The sequence below is a fragment of the Solwaraspora sp. WMMD937 genome (genome assembly GCF_029581175.1).
Taxonomy (GTDB): Bacteria; Actinomycetota; Actinomycetes; order Mycobacteriales; family Micromonosporaceae; genus Micromonospora_E.
Genome location: NZ_CP120738.1, coordinates 618,520 through 644,963, shown reverse-complemented (window position 1 = coordinate 644,963; position 26,444 = coordinate 618,520). Strand labels below are relative to the sequence as shown.

At 72.2% G+C, this 26,444-nt stretch carries 19 protein-coding genes and 1 pseudogene; 10 read left to right on the top strand and 10 right to left on the bottom strand.

Annotated features, from left to right (window positions below; all coding sequences use genetic code 11):
• Window positions 1-14: 14 nt before the first annotated feature.
• On the top strand, window positions 15-1,193 hold the full coding sequence (locus O7621_RS02905) for a MarP family serine protease (RefSeq protein WP_282232613.1): 1,179 nt from the start codon (window positions 15-17) through the stop codon (window positions 1,191-1,193).
• On the opposite strand, the gene mycP is transcribed toward O7621_RS02905, so the two are convergent.
• Together mycP and eccCb are read right to left on the bottom strand one after the other, a co-directional pair.
• Window positions 1,114-2,508, bottom strand: a complete 1,395-nt coding sequence (gene mycP, locus O7621_RS02900) for a type VII secretion-associated serine protease mycosin (RefSeq protein WP_282232612.1) — start codon at window positions 2,506-2,508, stop codon at window positions 1,114-1,116. The genes O7621_RS02905 and mycP overlap by 80 nt on opposite strands.
• Before the next feature lie 42 nt (window positions 2,509-2,550).
• The gene (gene eccCb, locus O7621_RS02895; protein ID WP_282234431.1) at window positions 2,551-6,612 is read right to left on the bottom strand and encodes a type VII secretion protein EccCb; all 4,062 of its coding nucleotides are present in this window, start codon (window positions 6,610-6,612) and stop codon (window positions 2,551-2,553) included.
• Window positions 6,613-6,726: 114 nt separating this feature from the next.
• On the opposite strand from eccCb, the gene eccD reads away from it, so the two are divergent.
• Complete coding sequence (eccD, locus tag O7621_RS02890; protein ID WP_282232611.1) at window positions 6,727-8,076, top strand: type VII secretion integral membrane protein EccD; 1,350 nt, start codon at window positions 6,727-6,729, stop codon at window positions 8,074-8,076.
• 21 nt (window positions 8,077-8,097) lie between these two features.
• Here the strand turns inward: eccD and O7621_RS02885 are convergent, their stop codons facing one another.
• Window positions 8,098-8,604, bottom strand: coding sequence for an inorganic diphosphatase (locus O7621_RS02885; RefSeq protein WP_123603846.1), 507 nt, complete (start codon window positions 8,602-8,604; stop codon window positions 8,098-8,100).
• Between the two features lie 658 nt (window positions 8,605-9,262).
• Between O7621_RS02885 and dacB the strand changes: the two genes are divergently transcribed.
• The 3 genes and pseudogenes from dacB to tilS all read left to right on the top strand — a co-directional run.
• Window positions 9,263-10,861, top strand: coding sequence for a D-alanyl-D-alanine carboxypeptidase/D-alanyl-D-alanine-endopeptidase (gene dacB / locus O7621_RS02880; protein WP_282232610.1), 1,599 nt, complete (start codon window positions 9,263-9,265; stop codon window positions 10,859-10,861).
• A 51-nt stretch (window positions 10,862-10,912) separates the two neighbouring features.
• Entirely contained in the window at window positions 10,913-11,986 is a 1,074-nt protein-coding gene (locus tag O7621_RS02875; protein ID WP_282232609.1) for a zinc-dependent metalloprotease, read from the top strand.
• 7 nt (window positions 11,987-11,993) lie between these two features.
• Window positions 11,994-12,962 (top strand): annotated as a pseudogene (gene tilS, locus O7621_RS02870) (tRNA lysidine(34) synthetase TilS); the annotation flags it as partial.
• Between the two features lie 6 nt (window positions 12,963-12,968).
• Here the strand turns inward: tilS and O7621_RS02865 are convergent.
• Window positions 12,969-13,931, bottom strand: coding sequence for a helix-turn-helix domain-containing protein (locus tag O7621_RS02865; protein WP_282232608.1), 963 nt, complete (start codon window positions 13,929-13,931; stop codon window positions 12,969-12,971).
• Window positions 13,932-14,105: 174 nt separating this feature from the next.
• Here O7621_RS02865 and O7621_RS02860 point away from each other — a divergent pair, with 174 nt between their 5' ends.
• From O7621_RS02860 to folE, 4 genes are all read left to right on the top strand, one after another.
• Window positions 14,106-14,234, top strand: a complete 129-nt coding sequence (locus O7621_RS02860; protein ID WP_282232607.1) for a hypothetical protein — start codon at window positions 14,106-14,108, stop codon at window positions 14,232-14,234.
• A 93-nt stretch (window positions 14,235-14,327) separates the two neighbouring features.
• Window positions 14,328-14,903, top strand: coding sequence for a hypoxanthine phosphoribosyltransferase (gene hpt / locus O7621_RS02855; protein ID WP_282232606.1), 576 nt, complete (start codon window positions 14,328-14,330; stop codon window positions 14,901-14,903).
• Window positions 14,904-15,177: 274 nt separating this feature from the next.
• Complete coding sequence (ftsH, locus tag O7621_RS02850) at window positions 15,178-17,193, top strand: ATP-dependent zinc metalloprotease FtsH (protein ID WP_278172051.1); 2,016 nt, start codon at window positions 15,178-15,180, stop codon at window positions 17,191-17,193.
• Complete coding sequence (folE, locus tag O7621_RS02845) at window positions 17,190-17,873, top strand: GTP cyclohydrolase I FolE (RefSeq protein WP_278174666.1); 684 nt, start codon at window positions 17,190-17,192, stop codon at window positions 17,871-17,873. Before ftsH ends, folE begins: the two co-directional genes overlap by 4 nt.
• Before the next feature lie 67 nt (window positions 17,874-17,940).
• Here folE and O7621_RS02840 read toward each other — a convergent pair whose 3' ends face one another.
• Both O7621_RS02840 and O7621_RS02835 read right to left on the bottom strand, forming a co-directional pair.
• Entirely contained in the window at window positions 17,941-18,633 is a 693-nt protein-coding gene (locus O7621_RS02840; protein ID WP_282232605.1) for a hypothetical protein, read from the bottom strand.
• Window positions 18,630-21,410 (bottom strand): FtsK/SpoIIIE domain-containing protein, encoded by a 2,781-nt coding sequence (locus O7621_RS02835; RefSeq protein WP_282232604.1) that lies wholly within the window; start codon window positions 21,408-21,410, stop codon window positions 18,630-18,632. The genes O7621_RS02840 and O7621_RS02835 overlap by 4 nt, the downstream gene beginning before the upstream one ends.
• Window positions 21,411-21,624: 214 nt before the next feature.
• On the opposite strand from O7621_RS02835, the gene O7621_RS02830 reads away from it, so the two are divergent.
• The gene (locus O7621_RS02830; RefSeq protein WP_282232603.1) at window positions 21,625-22,173 is read left to right on the top strand and encodes a hypothetical protein; all 549 of its coding nucleotides are present in this window, start codon (window positions 21,625-21,627) and stop codon (window positions 22,171-22,173) included.
• A 41-nt stretch (window positions 22,174-22,214) separates the two neighbouring features.
• Here the strand turns inward: O7621_RS02830 and O7621_RS02825 are convergent, their stop codons facing one another.
• From O7621_RS02825 to O7621_RS02810, 4 genes are read right to left on the bottom strand one after another with little or no spacing between them, the layout of a single operon-like run.
• Complete coding sequence (locus tag O7621_RS02825; RefSeq protein ID WP_282234430.1) at window positions 22,215-22,802, bottom strand: hypothetical protein; 588 nt, start codon at window positions 22,800-22,802, stop codon at window positions 22,215-22,217.
• Window positions 22,803-22,835: 33 nt separating this feature from the next.
• Window positions 22,836-23,963 carry a M23 family metallopeptidase gene (locus O7621_RS02820; protein WP_282232602.1) on the bottom strand — a complete coding sequence of 376 codons (1,128 nt, stop codon included), beginning with the start codon at window positions 23,961-23,963 and terminating at the stop codon, window positions 22,836-22,838.
• The gene (locus tag O7621_RS02815; RefSeq protein ID WP_282232601.1) at window positions 23,960-24,508 is read right to left on the bottom strand and encodes a hypothetical protein; all 549 of its coding nucleotides are present in this window, start codon (window positions 24,506-24,508) and stop codon (window positions 23,960-23,962) included. Before O7621_RS02815 ends, O7621_RS02820 begins: the two co-directional genes overlap by 4 nt.
• A 6-nt stretch (window positions 24,509-24,514) precedes the next feature.
• Window positions 24,515-26,443, bottom strand: coding sequence for an MFS transporter (locus O7621_RS02810; RefSeq protein ID WP_282232600.1), 1,929 nt, complete (start codon window positions 26,441-26,443; stop codon window positions 24,515-24,517).
• Window position 26,444: the final 1 nt, after the last annotated feature.

The window sequence follows — 26,444 nt, the reverse complement described above, 5'->3', positions numbered from 1 at the left end:
CGTAGTCTTGATGGGTGTCCGCCGTCGACGTCGTGCTGCTGCTGCTCATGTTGGTGTTCGCGATCAGCGGTTACCGCCAGGGATTCCTGATCGGGGTGCTGTCCTTCGCCGGGTTCATCGGCGGCGCGCTGGTCGGTCTGCAGCTCGGGCCGCTGCTGGCTGGACAGTTCGTCGACACTGTGGCCCGGGTCGTGGTGTCACTGGTCGCGGTGTTCGGCCTCGCCGTCCTCGGCCAGGCACTGGCTGGCTGGGCCGGCTCCCGGCTGCGGCACGCCATCACCAGCCCGGTGGGGCGCCGGGCCGACGATCTGGGTGGGGCGGCGATCTCGCTGGTGGCGGTGCTGCTCGTGGCCTGGCTGGTCGCGGTGCCACTGGGCTCCTCCGCGATGCCCGGCCTGGCCGGGGCGGTACGCAACAGCGCCCTGCTCAACGGCATCGACCGGGTGATGCCACCGCAGGCGCAGACATTGTCCAACGCGCTGCGGGACACCGTCGACACCCGCGGCTTCCCGAACGTCTTCGGCGGGCTCACCCCGACCCGGGTCCGCGAGGTGCCGGCCCCGGACCCGGCGCTGGCCGGCTCCGAGGTGGTGGCGAACGCCCAGCGGTCGGTGGTCAAGGTGCTCGGCTCCGCGCCCCGCTGCTCCCGCCGGATCGAAGGCTCCGGGTTCGTCTACGCCGAGGACCGGGTGATGACCAACGCGCACGTGGTCGCCGGTACGCAGACCGTGGCGGTGGAGGTTCTGGGCGAGCGGCACAACGGCCGAGTGGTGGTCTACGACCCGGAGCGGGACCTGGCGGTCATCTACGTGCCGAACCTGCCGGCTCCGGTGATGCCGTTCGCCGACCGTCCGGCCCCGTCCGGTGCCGACGCGATCGTGCTCGGCTTCCCGCTGGACGGGCCGTACGACGCGCAGTCCGCCCGGGTCCGCGACGTCGGACCGATCACCGGCCCGAACATCTATGACGACGGTGAGGTCCTCCGCGAGGTCTACACGATCCGCGCGCTGGTCCGTTCCGGTAATTCCGGGGGGCCGCTGGTCGCGGCCAACGGACTCGTCCTCGGGGTGATCTTCGCGGCGGCGGCGGACGACCCGAACACCGGATTCGCGGTCACCGCCGAGGAGGCGTCGGCGGCGGCGGTTCTGGGAGTACGGAGTACCCGCCGGACCGCCACCGGCGAGTGTGCCTGACGTCGCTGCGGGCAGCCGCCGTCGTCATCCGCATCCGCCGGGCCAGCCAGGTGCCGATTACGGCCGTTACCAGCAGCAGCAGACCACTGCTGAGCAGCCCTTGGCCGCTTTCGCTGCGCTGTCCGCTGATCGGCCCGATCGCCCATCCGGCGCCTTGGTCGCCGGTGTCCTGACCGCCCATCCGGGTCGAGCCGCCGGCCAACGTCGGCGCCGCGGACTCCAGACCGGGAGCCGGGCCGAAGCCGACCACACCTGGGGTCCGGTTGTCGTCGAGCGGATTGCGCGGCACCGCGTCGACCCCGTCGGTCAGCGCGGCTACCGGATCGACCAGGCCGAAGCCGTAGCGGTCGTCCCGGCCCGGCGCGCCCAAATCACGGGCGGTCTCGATGAGCCGGGTGACCACCGTGCCCGCCGACATCTCCGGGAACCGGGACCGGATCAGCGCCGCGGTCGCGGCCACCAGCGGCGCGGCGAAGCTGGTGCCCTGCACCTGCCAGTAGCCGTCCGGTCGGGCACCGATCAGCCCGGTCGCGGGTGCCGCGAGGACCGTCTCCGGCCCGGTGATCGAACCGGCCCACAGTTGCTCGCCACCCCGGTCCATCCCGGCGACGGCGACGACGCCTGGCTCCCGGGCCGGATACCAGACCCGCGATGTGCCGTTGGCCGAAACGTTGCCGGTGCAGGCGACCACGACGACGTCGCTGGCGAACGCGTAGTCCAGCGCGGCGGCCAGCGCCGGGCTGTCGCCGCTGCCGCCCAGCGACAGGTTGATCACCCGGGCCCCGTTGTCGACCGCCCAGCGGACCGCCTTGGCGACGACCAGCGCGTCGTCGTAGCGGTTCTCCTCGTCGAGCACCCGGACCGGCAGAATCCGGGCGTCCGGGGCGAGCCCGAGCACCCCGTCCTCGTCGTCGTCACGGCCGGCGATCAGCGCGGCGACGGTGGTGCCGTGTCCGACCGGGTCGGACCAGCCGTCACCGTCGTCGACGAAGTCGATCCCGGGTAGTACCTGGCCGGCGAGGTCGATGTGGCTGGCGTCTACCCCGGAATCGATCACCGCGACGGTGATCCCGGCGCCAGTGGCGTACTGCCAGGCGGTGGTCGCCGACAACTCCCGCAACTGCCACTGTTCGTCCCGGACCGGGTCGTACCGGACGGGAAGCGCGGCGCTCGCCACCGCTGCGGAACCCGTGCCGGTGCGTTCCGGCTCGGGCCCGGGTGGCGCGGCCGGGCCGCTGACGGCGGTGACCAGCACCAGCGCCGCCCCGACGAGCCAACGGGCGGCGCTGCGTGGATGGCGCGGCAACGACGTCACAATCTGGCCTTCTCACCCCAGCAGACACTTGCTGCACGGAGGTTACCGCGATTCTGCACTGTCAGAAGCAGTCTTGGGGGAAGCCGATAGCCGGTTCGCGCCGCCCGTGGGTCCGGTCGGATCGGCCGCCGGCAGGTACGCCAGTTGCACCAGACGGACGCCGTCCCGACGGGTGACCAGCCGACCCCGGCCGGGCGGCAGCCGCGCCGCGCGGACCCCGCGGACAAGTTGCCCCTCGTCAGGGTCGCCGGAAAGCACCAGACCGGCGGCGGACGACTCGCGCAACTGCTGGACGACGGGCTCGTACAGGGCCCGCCCGGCGCCCCCGACGCGTCGGGCGAGCACCAGGTGTAGACCGACGTCCCTGGCGTGCACCAGATACTCCATCAGCGGCTGGATCGGGTTCACCGACCCGGCCGCGACCAGGTCGTAGTCGTCGACCAGGACGAACAGCTCAGGCCCGGTCCACCAGGATCGGCCGGCCAACTGCGCGGCGGTGACGTCCGGTCCGGGCAGCCGCCGACGCAGATGATCCGCGGCCGAGTCGATCAGGTCGGTGGTGTGCGACGCGTTGCCGCCGTAACCGATCAGGTGGTCGGTGTCCACCGCGCCGAGCAGGCCGCGGCGGTAGTCGACAATGATCAACCGGGCCTGCTCGGGGGCGAACCGACCGGCGACGGTAGTGGCGAGGGCGCGAAGGAAACTCGACTTGCCGGTCTCCGCGTCGCCGAACAGCAGCAGGTGCGGATCCGCGGCGAAGTCGATCGACACTGGCCGCAGGTCCGACTCGGCCAGCCCGATCGGCAGCCGGAGCCCGGCCGTGCTGGTCCGGTCCAATGCGGCGTACGGCAGCAGGTCCGGTAGCAGCCGGATCGGCGGTGCCGCCGGCCCCGCCCAGCCGTCCGCGAACGCCTCGGCCAGGGTGGACACCGAGGCTACGGCGGTGAGGAAGTGCAGGCCGTCGCTGGTGATCCCGCGGCCCGGCGACCCCGGTGGCACGTTGGCCGCCGACCGGTGCGACACCAGCGAATCGATCGGGTCGCCGAGCCGCAGCTCCAGCCGGGAGCCGAACAGATCCCGCAGCGCCGGCCGGAAGTCAGCCCAGCGGGGTGCCGAGGCGACCAGATGCACCCCGTACGACAGGCCCCGGGTGGCCAGGTCGGTGATCGACGGCTCCAGGTCGTCGTACTCGCCGCGCAGGGTGGTCCAGCCGTCGACGACAAGAAAGACGTCACCGTACGGATCGTCCGGCGTACTGCCGGACCCGGTCCCGCGGCGGGCGCGGTACGCGGCCATCGACTCCACCCCGTCCCGGGCGAACCACCGCTCCCGGCTCGCGAGCAGGTCGGTGACCTCGGCGACGGTACGCCTTACCGTCGCCGGATCGGTGCGGACCGTCACCCCGCCGACGTGTGGCAGGTCCCGCAGCCCGGCCAACGCGCCGCCGCCGAAGTCAAGGCAGTACACCTGCACCTCGGCCGGCGAACGGCTCAGCGCCAGGGCGCAGATCAATGTCCGGATCAGCTGGGACTTTCCGCTCTGGGGTGCGCCGACCACCGCGACGTGCCCGGCGGCCCCGTCCAGATCCAACCACAAGGGATCCCGGCGCTGCTCGTACGGCTTGTCGATGGCGGCGACGGCCACCCGCAGCCGCCCCGACCGGTCCGAATCGGCCACGGCCGGACCCCGACCGGGCACCAGCCGCACCGGACCGAGCAGGTCGGCCAGCCGGGGTGGCTCGCCCAGCGGCGGCAGCCAGATCCGGTGCGCCGGTGGACCGTACCGGGCCAGCCGGTCGATGCTCACCTCGAGCAGGCTGGCGTCGACGCCCGACTGCGCTCCTGCCGGTTCCGGCTGGGTGGCGGCCGTTGGCACCGGGTGTGTCCGAAAGCCGTACAGCCTGGGCGTCGGGCGGGGACCACCGACCCGGCGCGGGGCCGGTCGGCGGTACGGCCCGGAGACGTAGGCGGCCCGGAACCGGACCGGTGACCCGGTGCCGTACCGCAGGAAACCGTGGCCCGGCTCGCGGGGCAGGTGGTACGCGTCCGGTACGCCGAGGACCGCCCGCGACTCCAGCGCCGAGAAGGTCCGCAGCCCGATCTGGTACGCCAGATGGGTGTCCAGTCCCCGTAACCGGCCCTCGTCCACTCGTTGTGAGGCGAGCACCAGATGTATCCCCAGAGACCGTCCGACCCGGCCGATCTGCAGGAAGATGTCGATGAAGTCGGGCTTTGCGGTGAGCAGTTCGGTGAACTCGTCGCAGACGATCACCAGTGACGGCAGCGGCGGCAGGGTCTCGTCGGCGGGCTGCACCCGCAGGTAGTCGTGTCGGCTGGTCAGGTTGCCCGCCCGGCGTAGCAGCTGCTGGCGGCGGACCACCTCACCGTGCAGCGCGTCGGCCATCCGGTCCACCAACGGTAGCTCCTGCGCCAGGTTGGTGATCACCGCTGCGGTGTGCGGCAATCGATCCAGCGCGGCGAACGTGGCACCACCCTTGAAGTCGATCAGGACGAGATTCAACGACTCCGGCGGGTGGGTGAGCGCCAACCCGAGGACCAGCGTACGGAGCAGCTCGGACTTGCCGGAGCCGGTGGCGCCGACCACCAGCCCGTGCGGCCCCATGCCATGCAGCGCCGACTCCTTGAGATCGAGCTCGACCGGGTGCCCCTCGGCGGTGACCCCGAACGGGACCCGCAGGTGGCGGTCGACTGAAGGGCTGCGGTCCGGTCCGGCCGTCGTCCACCAGCGGGCACCGGCCCCACCGCTGCCGAAGCCGAGCAGCTGGACCAGGTCCGCCTGGGCCACTGCGGCGGACCGGGCCGGCCCGCTGTTCGGCGCGAGCCGTAACGGGGCGAGCTGCCGGGCGAGGGCCTCCGCTTCGACGACACCCAGCCGGTCGGCCGTTCCGGTGTGAGTGGGCCCGGTGGGCTCACGGACGACCAGCCGACCGGACGGGTCGACCGAGAGCTCCACGGTGACCCGGTCGAGTATCCGTGGTGCCGGTACGCCCACCTGGACCACGGTGACGCCGTTCCCGCACCCGTCGATCGGATCGGTCCCGCCGTCCGCCCCGGTCCCGCCGGTCGGATCGGCGCCGTCGCACACCACCACGACGTGCGCGGGGGACAACGAGTCCAGCAGCCGGGCCAGCTCCACCGCGCTGCCGGCGACCAACCGCAGCGGGCCGGTGGCGTCGGTGCGCTGCGGATGACCAGCGTGCGGCAACCACTTGACCCACTCCCACCGGTCGCGACGGTCGGCCGGCGCGTAGACCGCGATGCGCAGGTCGTCCGGGGCGTGCAGGACGGCCAGCTGGGCCAGCACCGCGCGGACCAGCGCGGCCGGCGCCCCGTCCGGGGCATCGTCGCCGGACCCGCTGGCGTCGAGCGCCGGGTCGGCTGCCGGCAGCTGCTCGGCGCCGGGCCTGTCGGTGTCGTCCGGCCGTCCGACGACGAAGATCCGGGCGACGTCGCGCAGTCCGACCACGATCGGCAACCCAGGTACCACCGAGTACGAGTCGATGAACCGGCGTAACGCCGCAGCGGTGAGCGGCTCGATCTCGTCCACCGGCCGGTCGTCGGCCGGCGGCACGAGCGGGGTGGCGAGTGGGCGCGATCCGACCCCGACCCGTACGGTCGCGAAATCCCGGTCATGCGGTCGGCGCTCCCAGACCCGGCTGCTCGCCGCCGTCGACCACAACCGACCGGGCTCCGGGTACCGGTAGTTCAGCGCCGTTCGTTGCCGGTCCACGGTCCCCCGGACCTGGCTGCGCAGGCCGGCCAACTGCCGTAGGTAGCGACGCCGGGCCAGGTCGGTCGCGGACCGCGCGCCGGTGCCAGGTGTGGAGTTCCAGCTGGTCGCCAAGATGGCCAGCGTCGACACCCCGAACACTGCGGCCGTCAGGTACGGGTAGACCCCGCCGTCGCGGCCCGGCAGCACCGCCATCGCCACCGATCCGCCAGCCATCGGCAGCAGGGCCAGCAGGCGTTGCCAGCGGCCGGAGTCCGGATCGGCGACCTGCGGCGGCGGCGGGATGCGGACCTCCCCGGCCGGGATCTCGGGTGCCGGACGACGCTCGGATCTGGTGAGGACGATGCCCGCCATCGCGTCAGCTAACACCTACGTAGAGTGTTCCGCAATGGATCGGCGAGCAGAGCGCCGAGTCGGTGCGCCGACACCGGCCCGGCCGTTGCGGCGTTGCGGCGTTGCGGAGGGGCGATGAACGTGAGCCTGGCCAGGATCACCGTCTGCGGACCGCGCCGCCGACTGGATCTCGCCCTGCCCGGACACGTGCCGGTCGCCGAACTGCTGCCGGAACTGCTGCGACACAACGGGGACGGGTTGGCCGACGACGGTGAACGGCACGGCGGCTGGGTGCTGCGTCGGGCGGACGGAGTACCGGTGTCCGCCGGGCAGGCGCTGCACCAGCAGGGGATCCACGACGGCGACGTGCTGCATCTGGTGCCCGGACGGACCTACTGGCCGGAGCCGGAGTACGACGACGTCGCCGAGGCGATCGCGGCCGCCGCCCGACAGCAGGGTCGGACCTGGTCGGCCGCGACGACCAGAGGATACGCGCTCGGCGCGGCCGGCCTGTGGCTCGGCGTGGGATGGCTGGTGCTGGTCGGGGCCGGCACCGCAACGGCCGAGCGGGCGTGGGCGGCGGCCCTCGTCGGGGCTGCGGTGCTGGTCGTCGGGGTACTGGCCGGGCGGGCCTGGCGGGACTTGGCGGCCGGCGTCGTGCTCGGGGTCGGCTCGTTGCCGTACGCGTTCGCCGCGGGTCTGCTCGCCGCCGGCGACAGCGGTCCGGTCGGGCTCCGCCCCGAGGACTGGCCGACCGCCGCGGCCATGGCGACCGGGTTGCTGGTGCTGCTGGGCGCGGCGGTGACCGCTGGGGCCGCAGTGGCCGCCGGCGGGCCGATCTTCGTCGCCGTGGCGACCGTGGCCGGGCTCGGCTCGATGGCGGCCGTCGCCGCGTCGACGGTCACCGGGGCGTCCGGCGCGGCGGCCGGACTGCTGGTGGTGGTCGGTTGCGGGGTCGGGTTGCTGCCCCGACTCGCCGTCCGGCTCGGCCAGGTGCCGACGGTCGTCGGGACGGGTGACCTGGTGTCGCGTGCCGTGGTCCGGGCCGAGCGGCTGCTCACCGGGATGCTGATCGGGTACGCCGCCGTCGGCGTCGCGGCCAGCGTGGTGCTGGTGCTGGTCGGCGGGGTGGTCGGGGTGGTGCTGGTCGGCGTCGTCGGGCTGGCGATGTCGCTGCGCTCGCGGACGTTCGTCAGCACCCGGCAGCGGCTGCCGCTACTCGTCGCGGGGACAGCGGCCACGACACTGTGCGTGTTCGGCGTGCTGCCCGCGTACCTACCGGTGTCGACGCCGACGTTGGTCGTAGCTGGGGGCGTGGTCGCGGTGTCCACCGCCGCAGCCGGTGCCCGGTACGCCGGCCGGTCACCGTCGCCGTATCTGGGCCGGGCGGCCGACCTGCTGGAGATCACCGTGCTGATCTGCGTCGTTCCGCTGGCCGGCGCCGTCTTCGGGCTCTACCGGTGGGCGGTCGGGCTGCCCGGCTGAGCAGCCCGACGCCTGACCAGGTCAGTGGGCCGACTCGCCGCGCTCCAAGGCGGCCTCCCGGCGACGGAACGACGCCTGGATCTCCGCCTCCGCCTCGACCCGGCCGACCCAGGTCGCGCCTTCGACCGACTTGCCCGGCTCCAGGTCCTTGTAGACGACGAAGAAGTGCTGGATCTCCAGCCGGTCGAACTCGCCGAGGTGGTGGATGTCTCGCAGGTGCTCCTGACGGGGGTCCTCGTACGGCACGCAGAGCACCTTGTCGTCGGCGCCCTTCTCGTCCTTCATCCGGAACATGCCGATCGCCCGGCACCGGATGAGGCATCCTGGGAAGGTGGGTTCCGGTACGAGCACCAGGGCGTCCAGCGGGTCGTCGTCCTGCCCCAGGGTGCCCTCGATGAAACCGTAGTCGGCTGGATACTGCGTCGAAGTGAACAGGGTGCGGTCCAGCCGGATCCGGCCGGTCGCATGATCGACCTCATACTTGTTCCGGTGACCCTTGGGGATCTCAACCGTAACGTCGAAATCCATACTCACGCTCCCTCGTCGCCCGCGCTGGCTACGGAAATAGAGCGGTACGCCGTCCGGGCGTTGCCCCGCCCGACCGTTTCGGCTCCCGCTCGCTTTGTGAACACAAGTAGTGTCGCCTAGTCCGTTCGTCAGTTGGGAGGTGGGGCCGGTGGGGAGGGAAGACTCACAGTCCGCTGGAGCCGTCGGTGGACCCGATCGGGCTGGCGGAGCGCCCGACCCCGCATCGCAGGGTAGCGGGCCATCTGCGAAAAGTGACCAGGCGGTCCCGTCGGAGGACTCCGCCGCCGCCCCGGCCGGTGTGCGCAATCCGGTTCCACCGGCATCGGACCGGGTCGCCCCGCCGCCGGTCGCCCCGCCGCCGCCCACCGGTACGGCATCTGTTACAGCGACCCCGCCGGTCACCGGGTCGGCGCCTGTGACCGGCCGAGCCACCGTGCCGACCGCGACCGGCGGCACCGACGCTGCTCCGGCCGACGTCTCGACCGGCGGCCACCGGGGACGCGCGTCAGTGCCGGCTCGTGGTACCGCCAGACCGGTACCGCCGGGCGAGTCGGTGCCGGGCGAGCTTGTGTCAGCTGAGCCTGTGCCGGCTGAGCCTGTGTCAGCTGAGCCTGTGCCGGCTGAGCCTGAGCGGGGCGAGTCTGTACCGGCTGAGTCTGTGCCGGCCGAGCCGGCGCCACCGGCCGGCCAGTCGTCACCTGACCGGCAGCGCCGGGCCCGGTTGCTTATCGCCGCCGTCGCCGGTGCCGTCCTGCTGGCCGGCGGAACCTCGATCGCGGTGCTCCAACCAGGGCCGGTTGCCGGCTGGCTCGGCGCCGCCGAGGTGAGCCCTAGCCCGAGCACGTCCACCGAGCCGACGCCCGGCCCGGTGCTGGCCGGGTTGGCCGCGGACGCCCCGGTTCCCACCACAGCCAAGCTGACCGAGACGCTGGACAAGGCGATCAGCCGATCCGGCCTCGGCGACCGGGTGCACGTCTCGGTCCGGGACATGACGACCGGCGCGGTCCTGTACGGTCGCGAACCGGCGGTGCTGACCGTGCCCGCGTCGACCACCAAGCTGGTCACCGCGGCGACGGTGCTGGCCGCGGTCGGGCCGACACACCGGATCCCGACCCGGGTGGTCGCGGGGGCCGCACCCGGCGAGGTGGTGCTTGTCGGCGGCGGTGATCCGACCTTGTCGATCGACGATACCGGGTTCTACCCGGGGGCCGCCCGGCTCGACGTGCTGGCCGCCGCCACCCGTACCGCACTCGGCGACACGGCGCCGACCAAAGTGCTGATCGACAGTTCGCTCTTCTCCGGGCCGGCGTTCGGGCCCGGGTGGGACGACGACATCCCGACCGGCGGGTACGCGGCTGCGATCACCGCGCTGATGGTGGACGGTGCCCGGACCGATCCCGCCGCCGCCAAAGGCTGGGCGCCACGCTCGGCCGCACCGGACCTGGCTGCTGGCCGGGCCTTCGCCCGGGCTCTCGGGCTGCCGGCGGACGCGGTAGACACCACACCGGCCGGCTACACCCGCCAGCTCTCCGGCTCGGCGGCGCAGCCTGTCGGCGGCACCGACGCGGTCGCCGGCGCACCGACCTCGTCGGTGACCGGACGGTCGGCGACCGGTCAGCCGGCGACCCCCGACCGGTCCTCAGGGGCGAACCCCGACCAGCCGACGGAGGCCGGCCCGGGTGCCGAGCTGGCCCGGGTCGAATCGCCGCCGATGGCCCGGCTGGTCGAGATGATGCTCGCCGACAGTGACAACGTCCTCGCCGAGGCGCTCGCCCGGCAGGTCGCCATCGCCCGGGGCGAACCCGCGTCGTTCGCCGGGGCGGCGGTCGCGATCGACGCCGTACTGGCTGAACTCGGGTTGCCGGCCGACCAGAGCGACCTGTACGACGGCAGCGGCCTGTCCCGCAGCAACCGGGTGACCCCGGGGCTGCTGACCGAGTTGACCGTGCTCGCCGGCAGCGGCGACCATCCCGCGCTGACCGGGCTGTTCTCCGGTCTGCCGGTCGCCGCCTGGTCCGGCACCCTGCAGGGTCGGTATCAGACGGCGGACGCCCCGCAACGGATCGGCGCTGGCGTGGTGCGGGCCAAGACCGGGTCGTTGTCCGGAATCAACGCGTTGGCCGGCACGGTGACCACCGCCGACGGCCGGTTGCTGGCGTTCGCGGTGCTGGCCGACGAGGTGCCGTTGCTCATCGACGCCGCCCAGGCCAGCCTGGACCGGATCGCCGCGACCCTGGCCAGGTGCGGTTGCCGATGACCGGGACATGATCACCAGGGTCGGCGGGCGTCACCCGGGTACGGTGGGTGCATGGCGCAGTTCGTGGACTGGGATCTGGCCGCCGCAACCGCTGGCGCGCTGAGTAAGTCGGGGCCGAAGGCTTCGCTCGACGAAGCGACCGAGGTGGTGAACGACCTTCGCCGGCTCACCGACGAAGCGGCCGGACACGTCGTGGCGTACACCGGTCTGCAGGCCCAGGTCGCGCACCCGCCGGTGCGGGTGGTCGACCGGCGGGACTGGGCCGTCGCCAACATCGCCGGGCTGCGTGACGTGATCACACCGCTGGTCTCCCGGGCGGCCGGGGACCGACAGCCGGGCGCGCTCACCGACGCGATCGGTTCCCGGGTCACCGGGGTGCAGGCCGGCACGGTGCTCGGCTACCTCTCCGGCCGGGTGCTCGGTCAGTACGAGGTGTTCTCCGGCGATCCCGGCCAGTTGCTGCTGGTCGCCCCGAACATCGTCGAAGTGGAGCGCAAGCTGCACGCCGATCCGCGCGACTTCCGACTCTGGGTCTGCCTGCACGAGGTCACCCACCGCACCCAGTTCACCGCCGTGCCGTGGATGCGCGGCCACTTCCTGGGCCAGGTTCAGGCGTTCGTCGACGCCTCACAGGCCGGCGGCGACAACTTCGTCGACCGGGTCCGGCGCGGGGTCGGCACCCTCGCCGAGTCGATCCGCGACCCGCAGAGCCGGGCCAGCGTGCTGGACATCGTGCAGACCCCGGCGCAGCGCGCCGTACTCGACCGGCTGACCGCGCTGATGACCCTGCTGGAAGGGCATGCCGAGTTCGTCATGGACGGGGTCGGGCCGGAGATCATTCCAACCGTGGAGCAGATCCGGGCCGGCTTCAACCGCCGCCGCGAGACCGGCAACCCGTTGGAGAAGGCGATCCGCCGGCTGCTCGGCGTGGACGTCAAGATGCGCCAGTACGCCGAAGGCCGCAAGTTCGTGCACGGTGTGGTGGACCGGGTCGGCATGGCTGGCTTCAACAAGGTCTTCGACTCCCCGTTGACCCTGCCCCGGCTGGAGGAGTTGGGCGATCCGGACGCCTGGGTGGCCCGGGTGCACGGCCCGATCTCCGGTTCACCGCCGACTGTCGCCTGAGTCGCAGGTGCCCAGGCTCGCTCCAGCAGTCGCCGAGCTGCGTGTCGCGGTCCGGCAGGTGCTGCGCGGGCACGCCGGCCGGCTGGTGTTGGTGGCCTGCTCCGGCGGCCCGGACTCGTTGGCCCTGGCGGCCACGGTCGCGTTCGTCGCCCCCCGCTGCGGGGTCCGCGCCGGACTGGTGACCGTCGACCACGGATTGCAGGCCGGGTCCGCTGAGCGGGCCCGGGACGTGGCCGGCTGGGCGGCCCGGGCCGGGTTCGACCCGGTCGAGACCGTCGCCGTCGAGGTCGGTGCCGAAGGCGGCCCGGAGGCGGCGGCGCGCACCGCCCGCTACGCCGCGCTGACCCGGGCGGCCCGCCGGCATCGGGCGGCCGCGGTGCTGCTCGGCCACACCCGCGACGATCAGGCGGAGACGGTGCTGCTGGCGCTGGCCCGGGGTGCCGGTCCGGCCGGCCTGTCCGGGATGCCGCCGGCCCGCCAGGTCGACGGCGTGCCGGTGCTGCGTCCGCTGCTGGACGTGGGGCGGGAGCAGACCCGGGCGGCGTGCGTGGCGCTCGGCCTCACCCCGTGGACCGACCCGCACAACACCGACCCGGCGTACACCCGGGCCCGGGTCCGGGCCGACGTGCTGCCGGCCCTGGTCGACGCGCTCGGTGCCGCGGTGGTGACGAACCTGGCGCGCACCGCCACGCTGGTAGCCGCCGACAACGCCGCGCTCGACGGGCTGGCCGACGCCGCGTCGGCCCAGGCCACCACACCCGGGGGTGGGCTGACGGTTCCGGTCCTGGCCGAGCTGCCGGACGCGGTGCGGACCCGGGTGCTGCACCGCTGGGCGCTGCGGCTCGGCGCGCCGGCCGGAGCCCTGGCGTACCGGCATGTCACCGCCCTCGACGCGCTGGTCATGCGGTGGCGTGGGCAGCGGGCGGTGCACCTGCCGGGCGGTATCGAGGTGCGCCGGGCCGGCGGTGAACTGTCGGCTGGCTCAGCCGACGGCGGCCCGGTCGCGGAATGTGCCACGGTACGCCTGGGGCGTGGCACCGACCCGCCGGCTGAAGTGGTGCCGGAGGGTCGCGGCGTCACCGAAGCCGCACCGCCGGGCCACCGTCTCCACCCCCAGGCTGGTCTCCTCCAGTAGCTGGCGGGCCAGCAGTACCCGCTGGCCGGTGAGCCAGTCGTGCGGCGTGGTGCCGGTCTCGGCGCGGAAGCGGCGGGCGAAGGTACGCGGCGCCATGTGTGCCCGGGCAGCCAGTTCCTCCACGCTGATCGTGGCGTCCAGGTGCTGCTGCATCCAGACCAGTACCGGCTCCAGCGTGGCCGCTGTCGGGCTGTCCGCGATCGGCGTCTCGATGAACTGGGCCTGCCCGCCGTCGCGGTGCGGCGGCACCACCATCCGGCGGGCCAGTCTGGTCGCCAGGGCGGAGCCGTGCTCCTGGCGGACCAGGTGCAGGCATGCGTCGATCCCGGCGGCGGTGCCGGCGCTGGTCAGCACGTTGCCGTCGGCCACGTACAGCGAGTTGCACCGGACCCGGGCGGTCGGGTGGCGGCGGGCCAGCTCGTCGGCGTACCGCCAGTGGGTGGTGCATTCGCGGCCGTCGAGCAGGCCGGCGGCGCCGAGCACGAACGCGCCGGAGCAGACGCTGAGCAGGGTGGCGCCGCGGCGGTCGGCGGCGCGCAAGGCGTCGACCACCGGTGCGGCGACGGCGTCGTGGAAGCTGGCCGCTGGCACGGCGACCAGGTCGGCGTCGGCGACCGGCCGCAGATCGGCGGTGGGTAGCAGCGAGAAGCCGGAGCTGGTGCGGACCGGGCCGCCATCGACCGTGCAGACGTCGAAGCGGTACCCAGGGAAGCCATCCGCGGTGCGGTCCAGCCCGAAGACCTCGCAGACCACCCCGAGCTCGAACGGGGCGACGCCGTCGAGTGCGATCACCGCGACGGTACGGAGCATGCAACGAGTCTAGCCCACCGGTGGCAGGATTTTGATGAACAGTGGCATCTCTGCCGCTGTTCGCTCAGTGGGCCGGCGCGCAGACTGGTGTCGACGTCCGGTGCGCACCGGCGGCACACCCATCGGGACCAGGGTGAACCTCCCGTCAGGACCAGCGTGAAGGTGGCTGCCGCCATGGAACTACTCATCGTCGTATCGATCATCCTGCTGCTCGCCGCCGCCTCGGCGGCCGGCCTCACCCGGGACAGCCGTGACTCGGCCGACTGGCGGCCGAGCCGGGACGGGGACCGCCTGCCCCGGTGACCATCGGCTGGACCCACCGTCACCCATCGGCGCCACGTGGTCATCCGCCGGCCCCGGTGTCGGCCGGCCGGCCGGATGCGGCAGGCTTAGCGCATGGCTGACGGCTCCTGGTACGACGCCGACATCGACCACGTGATCATTTCTGAGGAACAGATCCGCGACAAGACCGCGGAACTCGCCAAGCAGATCGCCACCGACTACGCCGACGTGACGGGTGGGCTGCTGCTGGTCTGCGTGCTCAAGGGCGCGGTCATGTTCATGGCCGACTTCGCCCGTGAGCTCGGCCGGCAGGGCCCTCCCGTGGAGCTGGAGTTCATGGCCGTCTCCTCCTACGGCCAGGGCACCACCTCCTCCGGGGTGGTCCGCATCCTCAAAGATCTGGAGCGGGACATCGCCGGTCGGCATGTGGTGGTGGTCGAGGACATCATCGACTCCGGCCTCACCCTGTCCTGGCTGCTGAAGTACCTGGCGTCCAGGTCGGCGGCGAGCGTGGAGGTGGTCGCGCTGTTCCGCAAGCCGGAGGCGGTCAAGGTGCAGGTCCCGGTGCGGTACGTCGGCTTCGACATCCCCACCGAGTTCGTGGTCGGCTACGGCCTGGACTTCGCCGAGCGGTACCGCGAGCTGCCTTACGTCGGGGTGCTCAAGCCTGAGGTGTACGCCCGCGGCTGACCGCCACTGGTGTGCCAGCCGTCGGGAAACTCCCCGGGACGTCCAGGCCACTCCCAGGAAACAGCGCTACGGTATGCGGTGGCGCGGGTCAGCTGACCGCGCCGACGTGGGACCAGCGGACGGAGCGCGGGTCGACCGGGCTCGCGGACGCGCACCTCGTCACCACGGTGTACCTTCGAATGACCGTGGCGCTCGGTTGGCGCCCCGGAGTGGCTAACCAGACGGTCAGAACGTCGATCAGGAGGGTCCGGGCGCTGCGGCGCTCGACATACGTATGGAACGTACGCGTTTCTTCCGCCGGCCGGTGGTCTGGATCATCCTGGTGATCATCGGTGCGATAGCGCTCAGCTCGTTCTTCACCAACGGCCCCAGCTACCACAAGGTGGACACCTCGGTGGCGCTGGAGCGGCTGGAGCGGGGCGGCATCGACAAGGCGATATTCCAGGACCGGGAGCAGACGCTCCGGCTCGACCTCGCCGAGCCGGAAGAGTTCGGCGACACCGAGACCGACCGGATCGAGGCCCAGTTCCCGTACGAGGTCGGTGACGAGATCTGGACCGACGTGCTGGCCGCCAAGGAGGCCGGCCGGGTCACCGGCCCGGCCGAGGCCGAGGTCTCCTCGGACAGCATCTTCATCACCCTGCTGGTCAACCTGCTGCCGATCGCCATCCTGGTGATCCTGCTGCTGCTGTTCATGTCGCAGATGCAGGGCGGCGGGTCCCGGGTGCTCAACTTCGGCAAGTCCAAGGCGAAGGTGATCACCAAGGACACCCCGAAGACCACCTTCGCCGACGTGGCCGGCTCCGAGGAGGCCGTCGAGGAGCTGCAGGAGATCAAGGACTTCCTGCAGAACCCGGCGAAGTACCAGGCCCTCGGCGCCAAGATCCCCAAGGGCGTGCTGCTGTTCGGTCCGCCCGGCACCGGTAAGACCCTGCTTGCCCGGGCGGTGGCCGGTGAGGCCGGTGTGCCGTTCTACTCGATCTCCGGATCCGACTTCGTCGAGATGTTCGTCGGTGTCGGCGCCAGCCGGGTCCGTGACCTGTTCGAGCAGGCCAAGGCGAACGCCCCGGCGATCGTCTTCGTCGACGAGATCGACGCGGTCGGCCGGCACCGTGGTGCCGGCATGGGTGGTGGCCACGACGAGCGGGAGCAGACCCTCAACCAGTTGCTGGTCGAGATGGACGGCTTCGACACCAAGGGCGGCGTGATCCTGATCGCCGCCACCAACCGGCCCGACATCCTCGACCCGGCGCTGCTGCGCCCCGGCCGGTTCGACCGGCAGATCCCGGTCGACGCCCCGGACATGGAGGGCCGCAAGGCGATCCTGCGGGTGCACGCCCGGGGCAAGCCGTTCGCCCCGGACGTCGACCTGGACGCGGTGGCCCGGCGTACCCCAGGATTCAGCGGTGCCGACCTGGCCAACGTGATCAACGAGGCTGCGCTGCTCACCGCCCGGCAGGACGCCCGGGCGATCACCAACGAGGCCCTGGAGGAGTCGATCGACCGGGTGGTCGCCGGCCCGCAGCGGCGGACCCGGGTGATGGGCGACAAGGAAAAGAAGATCACCGCCTACCACGAGGGCGGTCACGCCCTGGTGGCCTGGGCCCTGCCACACGCCGCCCCGGTGCACAAGGTGACCATCCTGTCCCGGGGTCGGTCGTTGGGCCACACCCTGGTGCTGCCGACCGAGGACAAGTACACCCAGACCCGTGCCGAGATGATCGACACCTTGGCGTACGCCCTCGGTGGCCGAGCCGCCGAGGAACTGGTCTTCCACGAGCCCACCACCGGTGCCGGCAACGACATCGAGAAGGCCAGCGCGTTGGCCCGGGCCATGGTCACCCAGTACGGCATGAGCGCCAAACTCGGCGCCGTCAAGTACGGCACCAACGGCGACGAGCCGTTTCTCGGCCGGACCATGGGCCACGAGCGGGACTACTCCGATTCGATCGCCGCTGAGATCGACAGCGAGGTCCGCGCCCTCATCGAGCTGGCCCACGACGAGGCCTGGGAGATCCTGGTCGAGTACCGCGACGTGCTCGACACCATGGTGCTGGAGCTGATGGAGAAGGAAACCATCTCCCAGTCCGACATGGCCCGGATCTGCGAGCGGGTGGTCAAGCGGCCGCCGATGGCACCCTTCAACGGCTTCGGCAAGCGGCAACCGTCCACCGAGCCGCCGGTGCTGACCCCGGCCGAGAAGGAGGACCTCGGCCGGCAGGCGGTCGCCGACGGGGCACAGGCCGTCTTCGGCGGCGGTATGTCCGCGAACTCGGACGGCACCTCCTGAGCAGCCCGAACCTACCGTCCAGCGCGTCGTCGACCGAACCGGACGACGACGCGCTGGACTATCTCGCCGCCCGACTGATCAACGGCAAACTCAACGGCACGCCGGTCGAACGCTCCGTCGACCTGACCCGGATCGAGCACGCCGTACGGGAGATCCTCATCGCCGTCGGCGAGGACCCGGACCGCGACGGGCTGCGCCAGACGCCGGCCCGGGTCGCCCGGGCGTACGCCGAGCTGCTCGCGGGTCTGCGGGCCGACGCGGCCCAGGTGCTCACCACCACCTTCGAGGCTGACCACGACGAGCTGGTGCTGGTCCGTGACATCGAGGTGATGTCGCTGTGCGAGCACCACATGCTGCCGTTCCGGGGCGTGGCACACATCGGCTACATCCCCGGCACCACCGGCCGGATAACCGGCCTGTCGAAGCTGGCCCGCCTGGTCGAGGTCTACGCCCGACGACTACAGGTCCAGGAGCGGCTTACCGCGCAGATCGCGGACATGCTGATGAGCCGGCTGGAGCCGCGTGGTGTGGTGACCGTGCTGGAGTGCGAACACATGTGCATGGCGATGCGCGGGATCCAGAAGGCCGGCGCCCGCACCATCACCTCGGCCGTCCGCGGTGTGTTCCAACGCGACGCGAAGTCCCGCGCCGAAGCGATGAGCCTGATCATCCACAGCTGACGCCGGCTGTTTCCGGTCTCTCGCCCGGCGGCTCAGGTTCACGCATGGCTGACACCAGTTGCCCGGTTCACCCGAGCAGCGAGATCAGCGCCGCCAGCACCAACGCCAGCACCAGCGGGACTGCGCAGACCAGCGCCCCCAGCAACGGTGTGCGGTCCGGCCGTTGGCCCGGCCCGGCGAACACGAAACCGATCGCCAGCCAACCAAGGCCGAACGCGACCAGCGGCAGGACCAGTCCGCAGCCGAGGGCGTAGCCCACCGGCGCCCGGTCTCCGGCAACCACGAACATGGCCAACTGGATCATCAGTACGATCGCCGCGAACGGCCCGTACACCAGCAGGTTGCGTAGCCACGGCTGGGGACCGCCGGACGGACCCGCTGCGACGGCCAGGTCGCCGTTCGCGGCGTCGATCTGCGCGTGCGCCCGCGCGATCGCCGCCAGCCGAGCCGATGATCCGCCGGTCAGGGAGGCAGGCATCCCCACTGCGGCACCGGCCGAAGCCTCGGCTGATGCACTGACCGCAGCGTGGACCGCGGCTACCTCCGTCGGCACCGGATCGAGCACGTCAGGCGGTACGCCGAACCCGACCAGCTGACGCCGCTGGACAGCGAGGCGGTCGCGCAGCACCGTCAGGTCCACCTGGCGCCGGTCGCCGGCTGGACCGTCCGTCGGTAGCCCCTGGCCGTGGCGCAGCCGGGCCAGCCGCCGGGCGGCCGCCACGTACTCCGCCCACTCGCCTCCGGTGCCTTTCCCTGTCACGCCGCGCCCTCCCCGGTGTCGGCCACGGCGGGTCCCTCCCCGGTGTCGGCCACGGACCGGGCCGGTTGGAACGGTACGAAGACGGTGCGCCGGTCGGTCTGCGCGTCGTACAACAGTCCACGCTGCGGGCGGGGACGCCAGGTCGGCAGCCTGCCGGCGAGCCCGACCGACCCAGCTGGCCTGGTCGGACCGGCCGACCCAGCCGATCCGACCCGCTCGACCTGGTCGGTCACCGGCCGATCGAGCAGGACGATCCCGGCGATCAGATCCGGACTGGGACCTAGGAATGCCAGGAACGGCTCCGGCTGCTCCCAGCCGGAGACCAGGTGGATGCCGCGGGCCGGCCCGGAATCCAACAGGTTGCGCAGGCGGGCGGCGGCCGGCCCGCCGAGTTCGAGAACGTCGGCCGTGGCGATGACCAGGTACGCGGGGCCAGCCGCGTCGCCCAGCGTCCGAAGTACCTCCAGATCCACCACCTCGGTCGGCTGCCGGCCGTCGACTGTTCGGGCGAGCCCGGCCAACTGCTCCCGGTCGTGCTCGCCCATTGACAGCAACAGGATGCGGGCGGTGCCGGGCCGGTGGTGCGCCGCGACGCTGCGCACCACCGTGGCCAGCAGATCCGCGGTGCTGTCCCGGGAGCCGAAGATGGCGAGGTGGCGACCGGGGGCGCGTTCGAACCGGAACTCCGCTGTCCGCCCCGGCAGCTCGACGGCCCGGCCGAACAGCCCGGCCGGGGTGTCCGGCGGGTCGGCCAGCACCCGCTGGTATGTCTCGTCCGATTCGAGTTCCGGCTGGCGGTAGCCGGCGAAGACCTGCGGCGGCCGGGCGTCAGCCGCGCGGCGGGACCACAACCGGCGGCGGAGTCCGGCCAACCCCGGCCGGTCGGTGTACGGGTCCGGGAAGTCGACGGTACGTTCGTGGCCGCGGGTCGCCCCGCGCGGGCCGCCCAGCCCGCCTGCGGTGTTCACCACCGCCCGACCTGCCGGCAGCCCGACCGCGGCGTCGTTGTTCGGCTCCAGGAGCCAGTCACCGCCGGTCAGCACCACCCGGACCGGGAACTGGCTCAGCAGCGACTCCCGCCGCCACCAGCCACCGCCGGTGGACCTGTCGGCCGGATCGGGGCCGGCCCAGCCGCCCGACCCCACCCAGCCGCCCGACCCGTCAGACTCGTCGGGTCCGATGCGCTGCTCCGACCCGGAAGCCGGGCCGGTCCCGGAGTCGGCGATGAGCAGGTGGACTCCGCTGCCGCGCCCGCCCCTGGCGATCCGTTCGAGCAGGTCGAGTGACTCGTCGGCGACCGGTCCGCTCAGGTCCAGCATCGGGGCCGGGTCCTTGAGGACGCAGAGAACGCGGATCGTGCCCGTGGCGGCGGCGAACTCGGCGAATTGGGTCGTCCCATTGCGGGCGGCCAGGAAGGATCGCCGGTCGACCTCCGCCGCCAGCTGACGCAGCACCGACAGCCCGTACTCCGGGTCGGCGTCCACCCCGGCCGACGCGATGTGCGGCAGCCCGGACGGGTCGGTGGCGCCGGGCAGCACGCTGGCGAACGACTCGCCGGGCGACAGATCCACCAGATGTACGGTCACCTCGGCGGGATCGTGCCGAACCGCCAACCCGTACAGAATGGTGGTCAGGAACCTGTCTACCTCGGAGCCGGCCTGGCCGGCCACCAACCAGTGCGGGGTGATGTCGTTGAACCGGAGCAGGACCGGGCGGTGCCCGTCGAACCCCACTGCGGCCATCAGCCCGTCGGCAGCGGATTCGGTGACCGGGCCGTTCACCGGATCGGGCAGCAGGTCGGTCAGCGGTGGACGGGAACCTGCCTCGGCCCGGGTGACGAGTTCCGCGCACACCTGGTCGATCAGCTGCTGAGGCGGTTGCCGGTCCAGATACACCGGCGCGTCGAGCCCGCCGTGGTGGTCACCGCCCGCTCCGGCCGGCAGGTCGCGGAAGGTGTCTCCGGGCGGGTCACCGACCAGGACGTACGGATTCCGTAGCCGCACCATGGTGCTCCGCGGCAGGTCGGCCCGGGCCTGTTCGGTGTCCAGCGGAGGTGGCGGCCAGCCGGCGACGACCAGATGCAGGCCGTGCTCGGGGCCCACCTGGGCAAGCCGGGCGATCCGGTCGAGCACGGCACCGTCGGTGAGTTCGGGCAGCGAGGCGATCATCAGCAGCATGAACCGGCCCCGCCGGTGGTGTCGGGCGACCGCCGGACGGGCCGGCCGGATCCACTGCTCCGCTTCGGCCAGCGCGGCCCGCAGCCCGGTGACGTCGGTGGCGGCCGGACGCAAGACGCCGGCCCCGATCAGCGGCCGGAAGGGGACGAGCACGTCCTCGCCCGCAGTGCCGACGCCATCCACCGTACGCACCGACAGCCGTTGCGGCGGTACGGCGGCCAGCAGGCGGAGCAGCACCGCACGCAGCAGCCCGGCGACCCGCCGGTCGCGGATGTCGCCGTCGAGCGTCAGATGACCGCTGCCGAGGAACGGGACGACCACCGGGAACCGGGCGTCGTCCAGTGGCTGGGCGATGCCGATCCGCAGGTGGCCGACGTGGTCGAGACCGCCCATCGGCATCGCTGGGGTCTGGGCGTCGAGCGGAGCGCCCCACCAACCGGGGGCCAGCCGCGCCGCGAGGCTACGGAGCTGCTCCGCGACCTCGTGCTGATCGGAGCCGGTGGAACGTCGGCCGGCGGCCGCTTCCACCTGACTCAGCGCGGCGACGACGGCTGCCGCCGAGCGGTGCAACGCGGCGGCGCGGCCCAGGTCCCTGCCCATGTCGACCACCTGCCTACCGCTGTACGGCAGCCCGTCCGTGGGCGCCGGTTGAGTTCAGACCTGAGACGGTATCCCAGCCGGTCCGCAACCGGACGCGGGGTGACCGACGTTTCTCGCCTGATCAGTACTCGTCAGGGTGCTTCGCCGGATATGCGACCAATTAGGACTTGGACCGGCTATTCAGTCTCACGTTCGCGGCGGATACTGTCGAGGGGTGGAGCAGACCCGGCCGGCGGCCCCCGTACGCCGCGGACGGGTGCCCCGGCAGCGGACCGCTCCCGGCGTCGGGGCGCCGCCCGTGGTGCCACCCGGCCGTCGGCTACGGCTGGCGTTGGTACTGGCCGCCGGGATCACCGCGCTGCTCTGCCTCGGCGGCGTCAGCGTCGCGTTCGTCCTCTACACGAGCGTCACCACCCCCGACCGGGGCACCCCCGAATCGGCGGTCCGTGGCTACCTCGTGGCCTACCTGTCGGCCCGCGACGACCTCCAGGCCGACGGCTTCACCTGCGCCGACGCGGATTTGTTAGCCGTGCAACGGCTGCGGGAGCAGATCGTCGCCAGCGAGGAACGAGGCAGCGCGGTGATCGTAGGGATCCAGTCGGTCGCGCTGGTGTCCGAGTCGGAGAGCTCAGCGGTGGTGTCGGCGACCGTACGGCAGACGGCTACACTCAACGGCCGGATGTTTGCCACAACTGCCGACTGGCGGTTCCGCGTGGTCGACCAGGGCGGTTGGCGGGTGTGTGGGGCCGAACAGACGAGCTGAGTGCTCGACCGCCTCGGGCTCGCGGGCAAAGGCTGTCGACGTCACTCCACCCAGACCAGATGGACCGGCAGTTCGATTGTCTCCGGCGGCTGGCCCGTCCACACCCACCGGTACCAGGCCAACTCGGTGGCCGCCCGGACACAGATGTCCCCGTCGGCACCGGAGTGCAACTCGGTCACCGCGCGCAGGTCGCGGCGTTCCTGACCGTCGTCCATGTGTACCAGCCGTCGGCCGACCAGCGGCCCCGCGTCGACCACCGGCACCGGAAAACGGGGTGCCGGGGCATCCAGCGACACGAGCCGGGACAGCACGTCGCCCCGCCCCGGGTCGGTCAGGGTGTCGTCCGGCTGCTCGACCCAGACCCGGTCTGCTGGTACCAGGGGGGCGAACACCTCCACCCCCTCCGATTCGGCCCGGTACCACTCCTGTTCCGGCAGCACCGGCACGTAGGTCCGGCTGCGCTGCACGACCTTCTCGTCGCCGCGCAGGTCGCCGCGCCATCCGGTGCCCGGCAGGCCAACCCAGACCCGCCGGCCGCGCAACGTGGCTGCGACGGCGGCTGGCACCAGCACTGTCGGTCGCGGCGGTCGAGGCGCCCAGTCCGGCTGGCCCGCGAACGGGTCCGGCATCGGGTCCCGGGTCAATGCAGCTCCTCCGGTCGGTCAGCCACTCTCACCGAGCGGCGCGCCCCGCTCCCGCATGAACGGCACCGGATCGACGGCTCCGCGGCTGCTGCGGTCTGCGTTGAGGTGGATCTCGAAGTGCAGGTGCGGGCCGGACGAGTTGCCGCTGGAGCCGACCTCGCCGATCACCTGTCCGGCGTCGACCAGGTCGCCTTCGCCGACTTCCGGCCGCTGCACCATGTGACAGTATCTCGTGATCACCTGGTCGGCGTGCAGGATGTCGACGAACCAGCCGCAGCCACCTTTGCTGGGGGAGCCGTCGACGTCGCAGTCGAGGCGGCCGTACTGGTCCGGGTCGCACCGGGAGACGATGACGCGGCCGGCCGAGGCAGCCCGGATCAGAGTGCCCTTCGGCTGGGCGATGTCCACGCCGTTGTGCCCGGGCCGGGAGCTGGTCCGGAAGCCGGACCCGACGTTGCCCGGCACCGGTCGGGTCCATCCCGAGGCGGCGACCTCGCCGTCGGCGGCGCAACGCAGCAGCCCGTCCGGGCCGGCGACCGCGCGGGCCGCGCCGCCGGTAAGGATGTTGACGATCCGGGTCGCCAACGGTTCGTGTTTGGCGTACGCGTCCGGGAAGGCGCTGACCTGCACCCGCTGCGCGGCGTCGGTCAGCGCCATCGTCTCCCAGCCGTCGATGGTGAGTAGCTTCTGGTAGAACTTCTGCGAGGAGTACGCCGGATCCTGTAGCTGTTCCGGGGTGCCCCAGCCCTGGCTGGGTCGCTGCTGGAACAGTCCGACCGAGTCGTGGTCGTTGCGGTCGCCGAGATGCCCCAGGTTCCGCAATGCCGACTCCTGCATGGCGGTGGCCACTGCGATCACCCAGCCGCGTGGTGACACCGACAGCTCCGCGCCGACGTTGATGATCACCGCCGCGTTGGCGACCTGGTCCGGCCCGTACGGCCCGACCCGGGGTGCCTGGTCGGGGTCGACCGGGCCGTCCCGCCCGCAGCCGAAGGTGGCGAACAGCGCCGAGTCCGGCTCGTCGTCGCTGAACAGCACCGCACCGATCCCGCCGGTGCAGCAGAGCAGCACCAGCGTCGCGGTCAGGGCCACGGTCAGGGCGACGTGCCGGGCGGCGCGGGTCCGCATGCCGGGGCTGTCGCTCATGCCCGCACCCAGTCGACGCCGTCAACCAGCCACTGTCCGTCGGGGCCGGTCAACCGTAGCCGCAACGTACCGGAATCCACCTCGATCACCACCTCGACCAGATTCGTCGCGTACGGAATGACCGCCGGTTCACCGGTCAGCCGCTCGGCCGGCACGGACACCGGATCGACGCCGACCAGCTTCTCGGCCAGTTCCTCGGTGGCGTACGGCCGCAGCCCGGCGTGCCACTGCTCGGCGTCGAGGCCGCGATCGAGCCAGGCGGTCGCGAACGCGACGGCGACCGTCGGCGGATCTGCGGCTCCGGGGCTGGTCACCGGGTCAGGTGCGGGTGCCACCGACCGTATTCCGTCGTCACCGGCGGTCGGGTCGATGGTCAATGCCGGTTGTGGTCCGGGTGCACCCAGCAGTGGCCCGCTGGTCCCGTCATCGCGGCCGACGACCTGGCCGACGCCGACCACGCTGACCACGACGACGAGCAGCACGACCGCCAGCCCGACCCGGGACCGGAAGAGGAACCGGGTCAGGAAGGCGATGACGGGACGCATTCCGGGTCACCGAGCTTCGGTACGGATGCGCGGCTTCGGCGCCTCGTCGGGCTTGCGGGTGCTGTCGGGCCGGTAGACGGCGTACTGGTGCTCTTCGGCCGGGACGTCGGGCGCGGTCCACGTCGACGCGCGACGGGGGCGGCTCGATGGTCGGGGCGACCCGGGCTGGGCGGTGGGTTGGGAGCCGTCCTCCCGGCCGTCCGGCCGATCCCTGGCCGGTTCGGTGCCGCCGGCACCACCGGCGGGTTTGTCGCTGCTCGGGTCCTCCAACCGGGCCTCCGGCCGCACCACGGTCTGCTTGACGACGGTTTGGTCCCGTCCGTCCTTGGACTTGACCACGACCTGCTCGGGCTCGCGGGTCTCCCGGGTTTCCCGGAAGTACCGCAGGTGCCACGAACTGCCGCCGCCGTCCCGGCCGCCGAGGTCGGTGATCCGTCGGTACGGACGCAGCAGCAGCCAGCCGACCATGCCGCAGAGCCAGATCAGTACCACCTGCAGCCAGCCCGGCAGGGTGGGGGTGCTCATGATCAGGTCGACTGCGAACAGGTAGACGGCCGCCCCGGTGCCGAAGATCGCGATGTTGAAGACGGCTGCGACGACCGCGTTGCCGAGTCGACGCATCCCCGCGCCGGCCGGCCGGAGCAGACCGATGGTCCCGAGGATCGGCGCGGCGACGACCGCCCAGCGGAACAGCAGGAATCCGAGCAGGACCAGCAGCGACGCGGCGAGGTCGAACATGGCGAACATGGCCGCCGCGAAGATGGCGATCAGGCCGGTGCCGACCCGGTCCATTTCCCGGATGCCCTGCAGATGCTCGTACGCCTCCGGATCCTCGGTCCGAACTTGTTCAGCGACCTTCATCCACTGCTGGTTCTTGGCCTCGATGATCGGCTCCCGCAGCGCCGGGTCGGCTCGGATCTCCTCAATTTCCGACCAGGTGAACGCCTGGGCGTCGTAGAGTGCCGGGCCGTACTTCTTGGCGGTGTCGCTGTCCGCCGAGCCGAGCACGCCGCGCAGCCAGTTCCGGTAGAGCATCGACGACGTGGTCGTGTCGCTGGCCCGGACGGCCGGTGGACGCAGATCCTCACACTGTTGCGGGTCGGGGTACGGGCACTCCTCCGGTGTCACCTCGACGGCACGCGGGCCGACAGCCTCGTGGACCACACCCAGTGTGCTGGTCAGCGCCTCGTCCGCCAGGTTCGCCGAGCGCACCGGCCAGGCGGCGATCGCGGTCACCACCACCATGATCAGGACCGCCCAGCCGGCCGTCGTGATCATGTTGCTCATGTCCGACTGACGTGACCGCCAGATCAGGTACAGGCCCACCACACAGAGGGTGATCAGCCCGAAGACCGTGAACACCTCTTCGTAGATCGCCGTGGTCGCCTGCGCCACCAGCGGATCGGCCCAGGCGTACATGGTCCCCGGGTCCCAGGCCCGTTCCCGGATCGCATTGGACGCCCCGACGATCGCGGTGGCGACCATCATCTCCAGGTTGGCGACCCCGTTGAACACACCGACATCGGCGTTCACCACCGAGGAGGCGCACCCGCCGTTGAGGTCGTACGTCGGGAACCGGTAGCCGGCGTACCCGTAGTTGGTGTAATGGCCGATGGCACCCTCGGAGGTCTCCGGTTGGGTGGCGAACCAACCGCCGAAGCCGGAGTCGGGGGCGCTCGGTGCCGGCGGGTCGAGGCACTGCGCGCGGGCCGAGCTGACGTCCTGCAGCCGGTCCAGACAGGCCCGGAAGTCGGCCTGCCAGGCCTCGACCGGACACAGGTCGGCCGGTGCCTGGGCGGGCAGTTGGGCGACCGGCCCGGCCGGGGCGGCCCGGGCCGGAGTGGCCGCGCCGAGTACCGGCCAGGAGATGCTCGCCACGGCGGCTGTCAGGACGGCGAGCAGGAGCGCGGTGCACCGGGTCGCGGTCCTCGCCACG

Excerpts from the sequence above, each read along its gene's own strand:
- O7621_RS02860 (WP_282232607.1), top strand. The coding sequence starts at position 14,106 with ATGGAACTACTCATCGTCGTATCGATCATCCTGCTGCTCGCCGCCGCC.
- O7621_RS02835 (WP_282232604.1), bottom strand. The coding sequence starts at position 21,410 with ATGGGCAGGGACCTGGGCCGCGCCGCCGCGTTGCACCGCTCGGCGGCA.
- O7621_RS02885 (WP_123603846.1), bottom strand. The coding sequence starts at position 8,604 with ATGGATTTCGACGTTACGGTTGAGATCCCCAAGGGTCACCGGAACAAG.
- O7621_RS02825 (WP_282234430.1), bottom strand. The coding sequence starts at position 22,802 with ATGCCGGACCCGTTCGCGGGCCAGCCGGACTGGGCGCCTCGACCGCCG.
- O7621_RS02865 (WP_282232608.1), bottom strand. The coding sequence starts at position 13,931 with ATGCTCCGTACCGTCGCGGTGATCGCACTCGACGGCGTCGCCCCGTTC.
- ftsH (WP_278172051.1), top strand. The coding sequence starts at position 15,178 with ATGGAACGTACGCGTTTCTTCCGCCGGCCGGTGGTCTGGATCATCCTG.
- hpt (WP_282232606.1), top strand. The coding sequence starts at position 14,328 with ATGGCTGACGGCTCCTGGTACGACGCCGACATCGACCACGTGATCATT.
- eccD (WP_282232611.1), top strand. The coding sequence starts at position 6,727 with ATGAACGTGAGCCTGGCCAGGATCACCGTCTGCGGACCGCGCCGCCGA.
- eccCb (WP_282234431.1), bottom strand. The coding sequence starts at position 6,612 with ATGGCGGGCATCGTCCTCACCAGATCCGAGCGTCGTCCGGCACCCGAG.
- O7621_RS02820 (WP_282232602.1), bottom strand. The coding sequence starts at position 23,963 with ATGAGCGACAGCCCCGGCATGCGGACCCGCGCCGCCCGGCACGTCGCC.
- O7621_RS02875 (WP_282232609.1), top strand. The coding sequence starts at position 10,913 with ATGGCGCAGTTCGTGGACTGGGATCTGGCCGCCGCAACCGCTGGCGCG.
- O7621_RS02815 (WP_282232601.1), bottom strand. The coding sequence starts at position 24,508 with ATGCGTCCCGTCATCGCCTTCCTGACCCGGTTCCTCTTCCGGTCCCGG.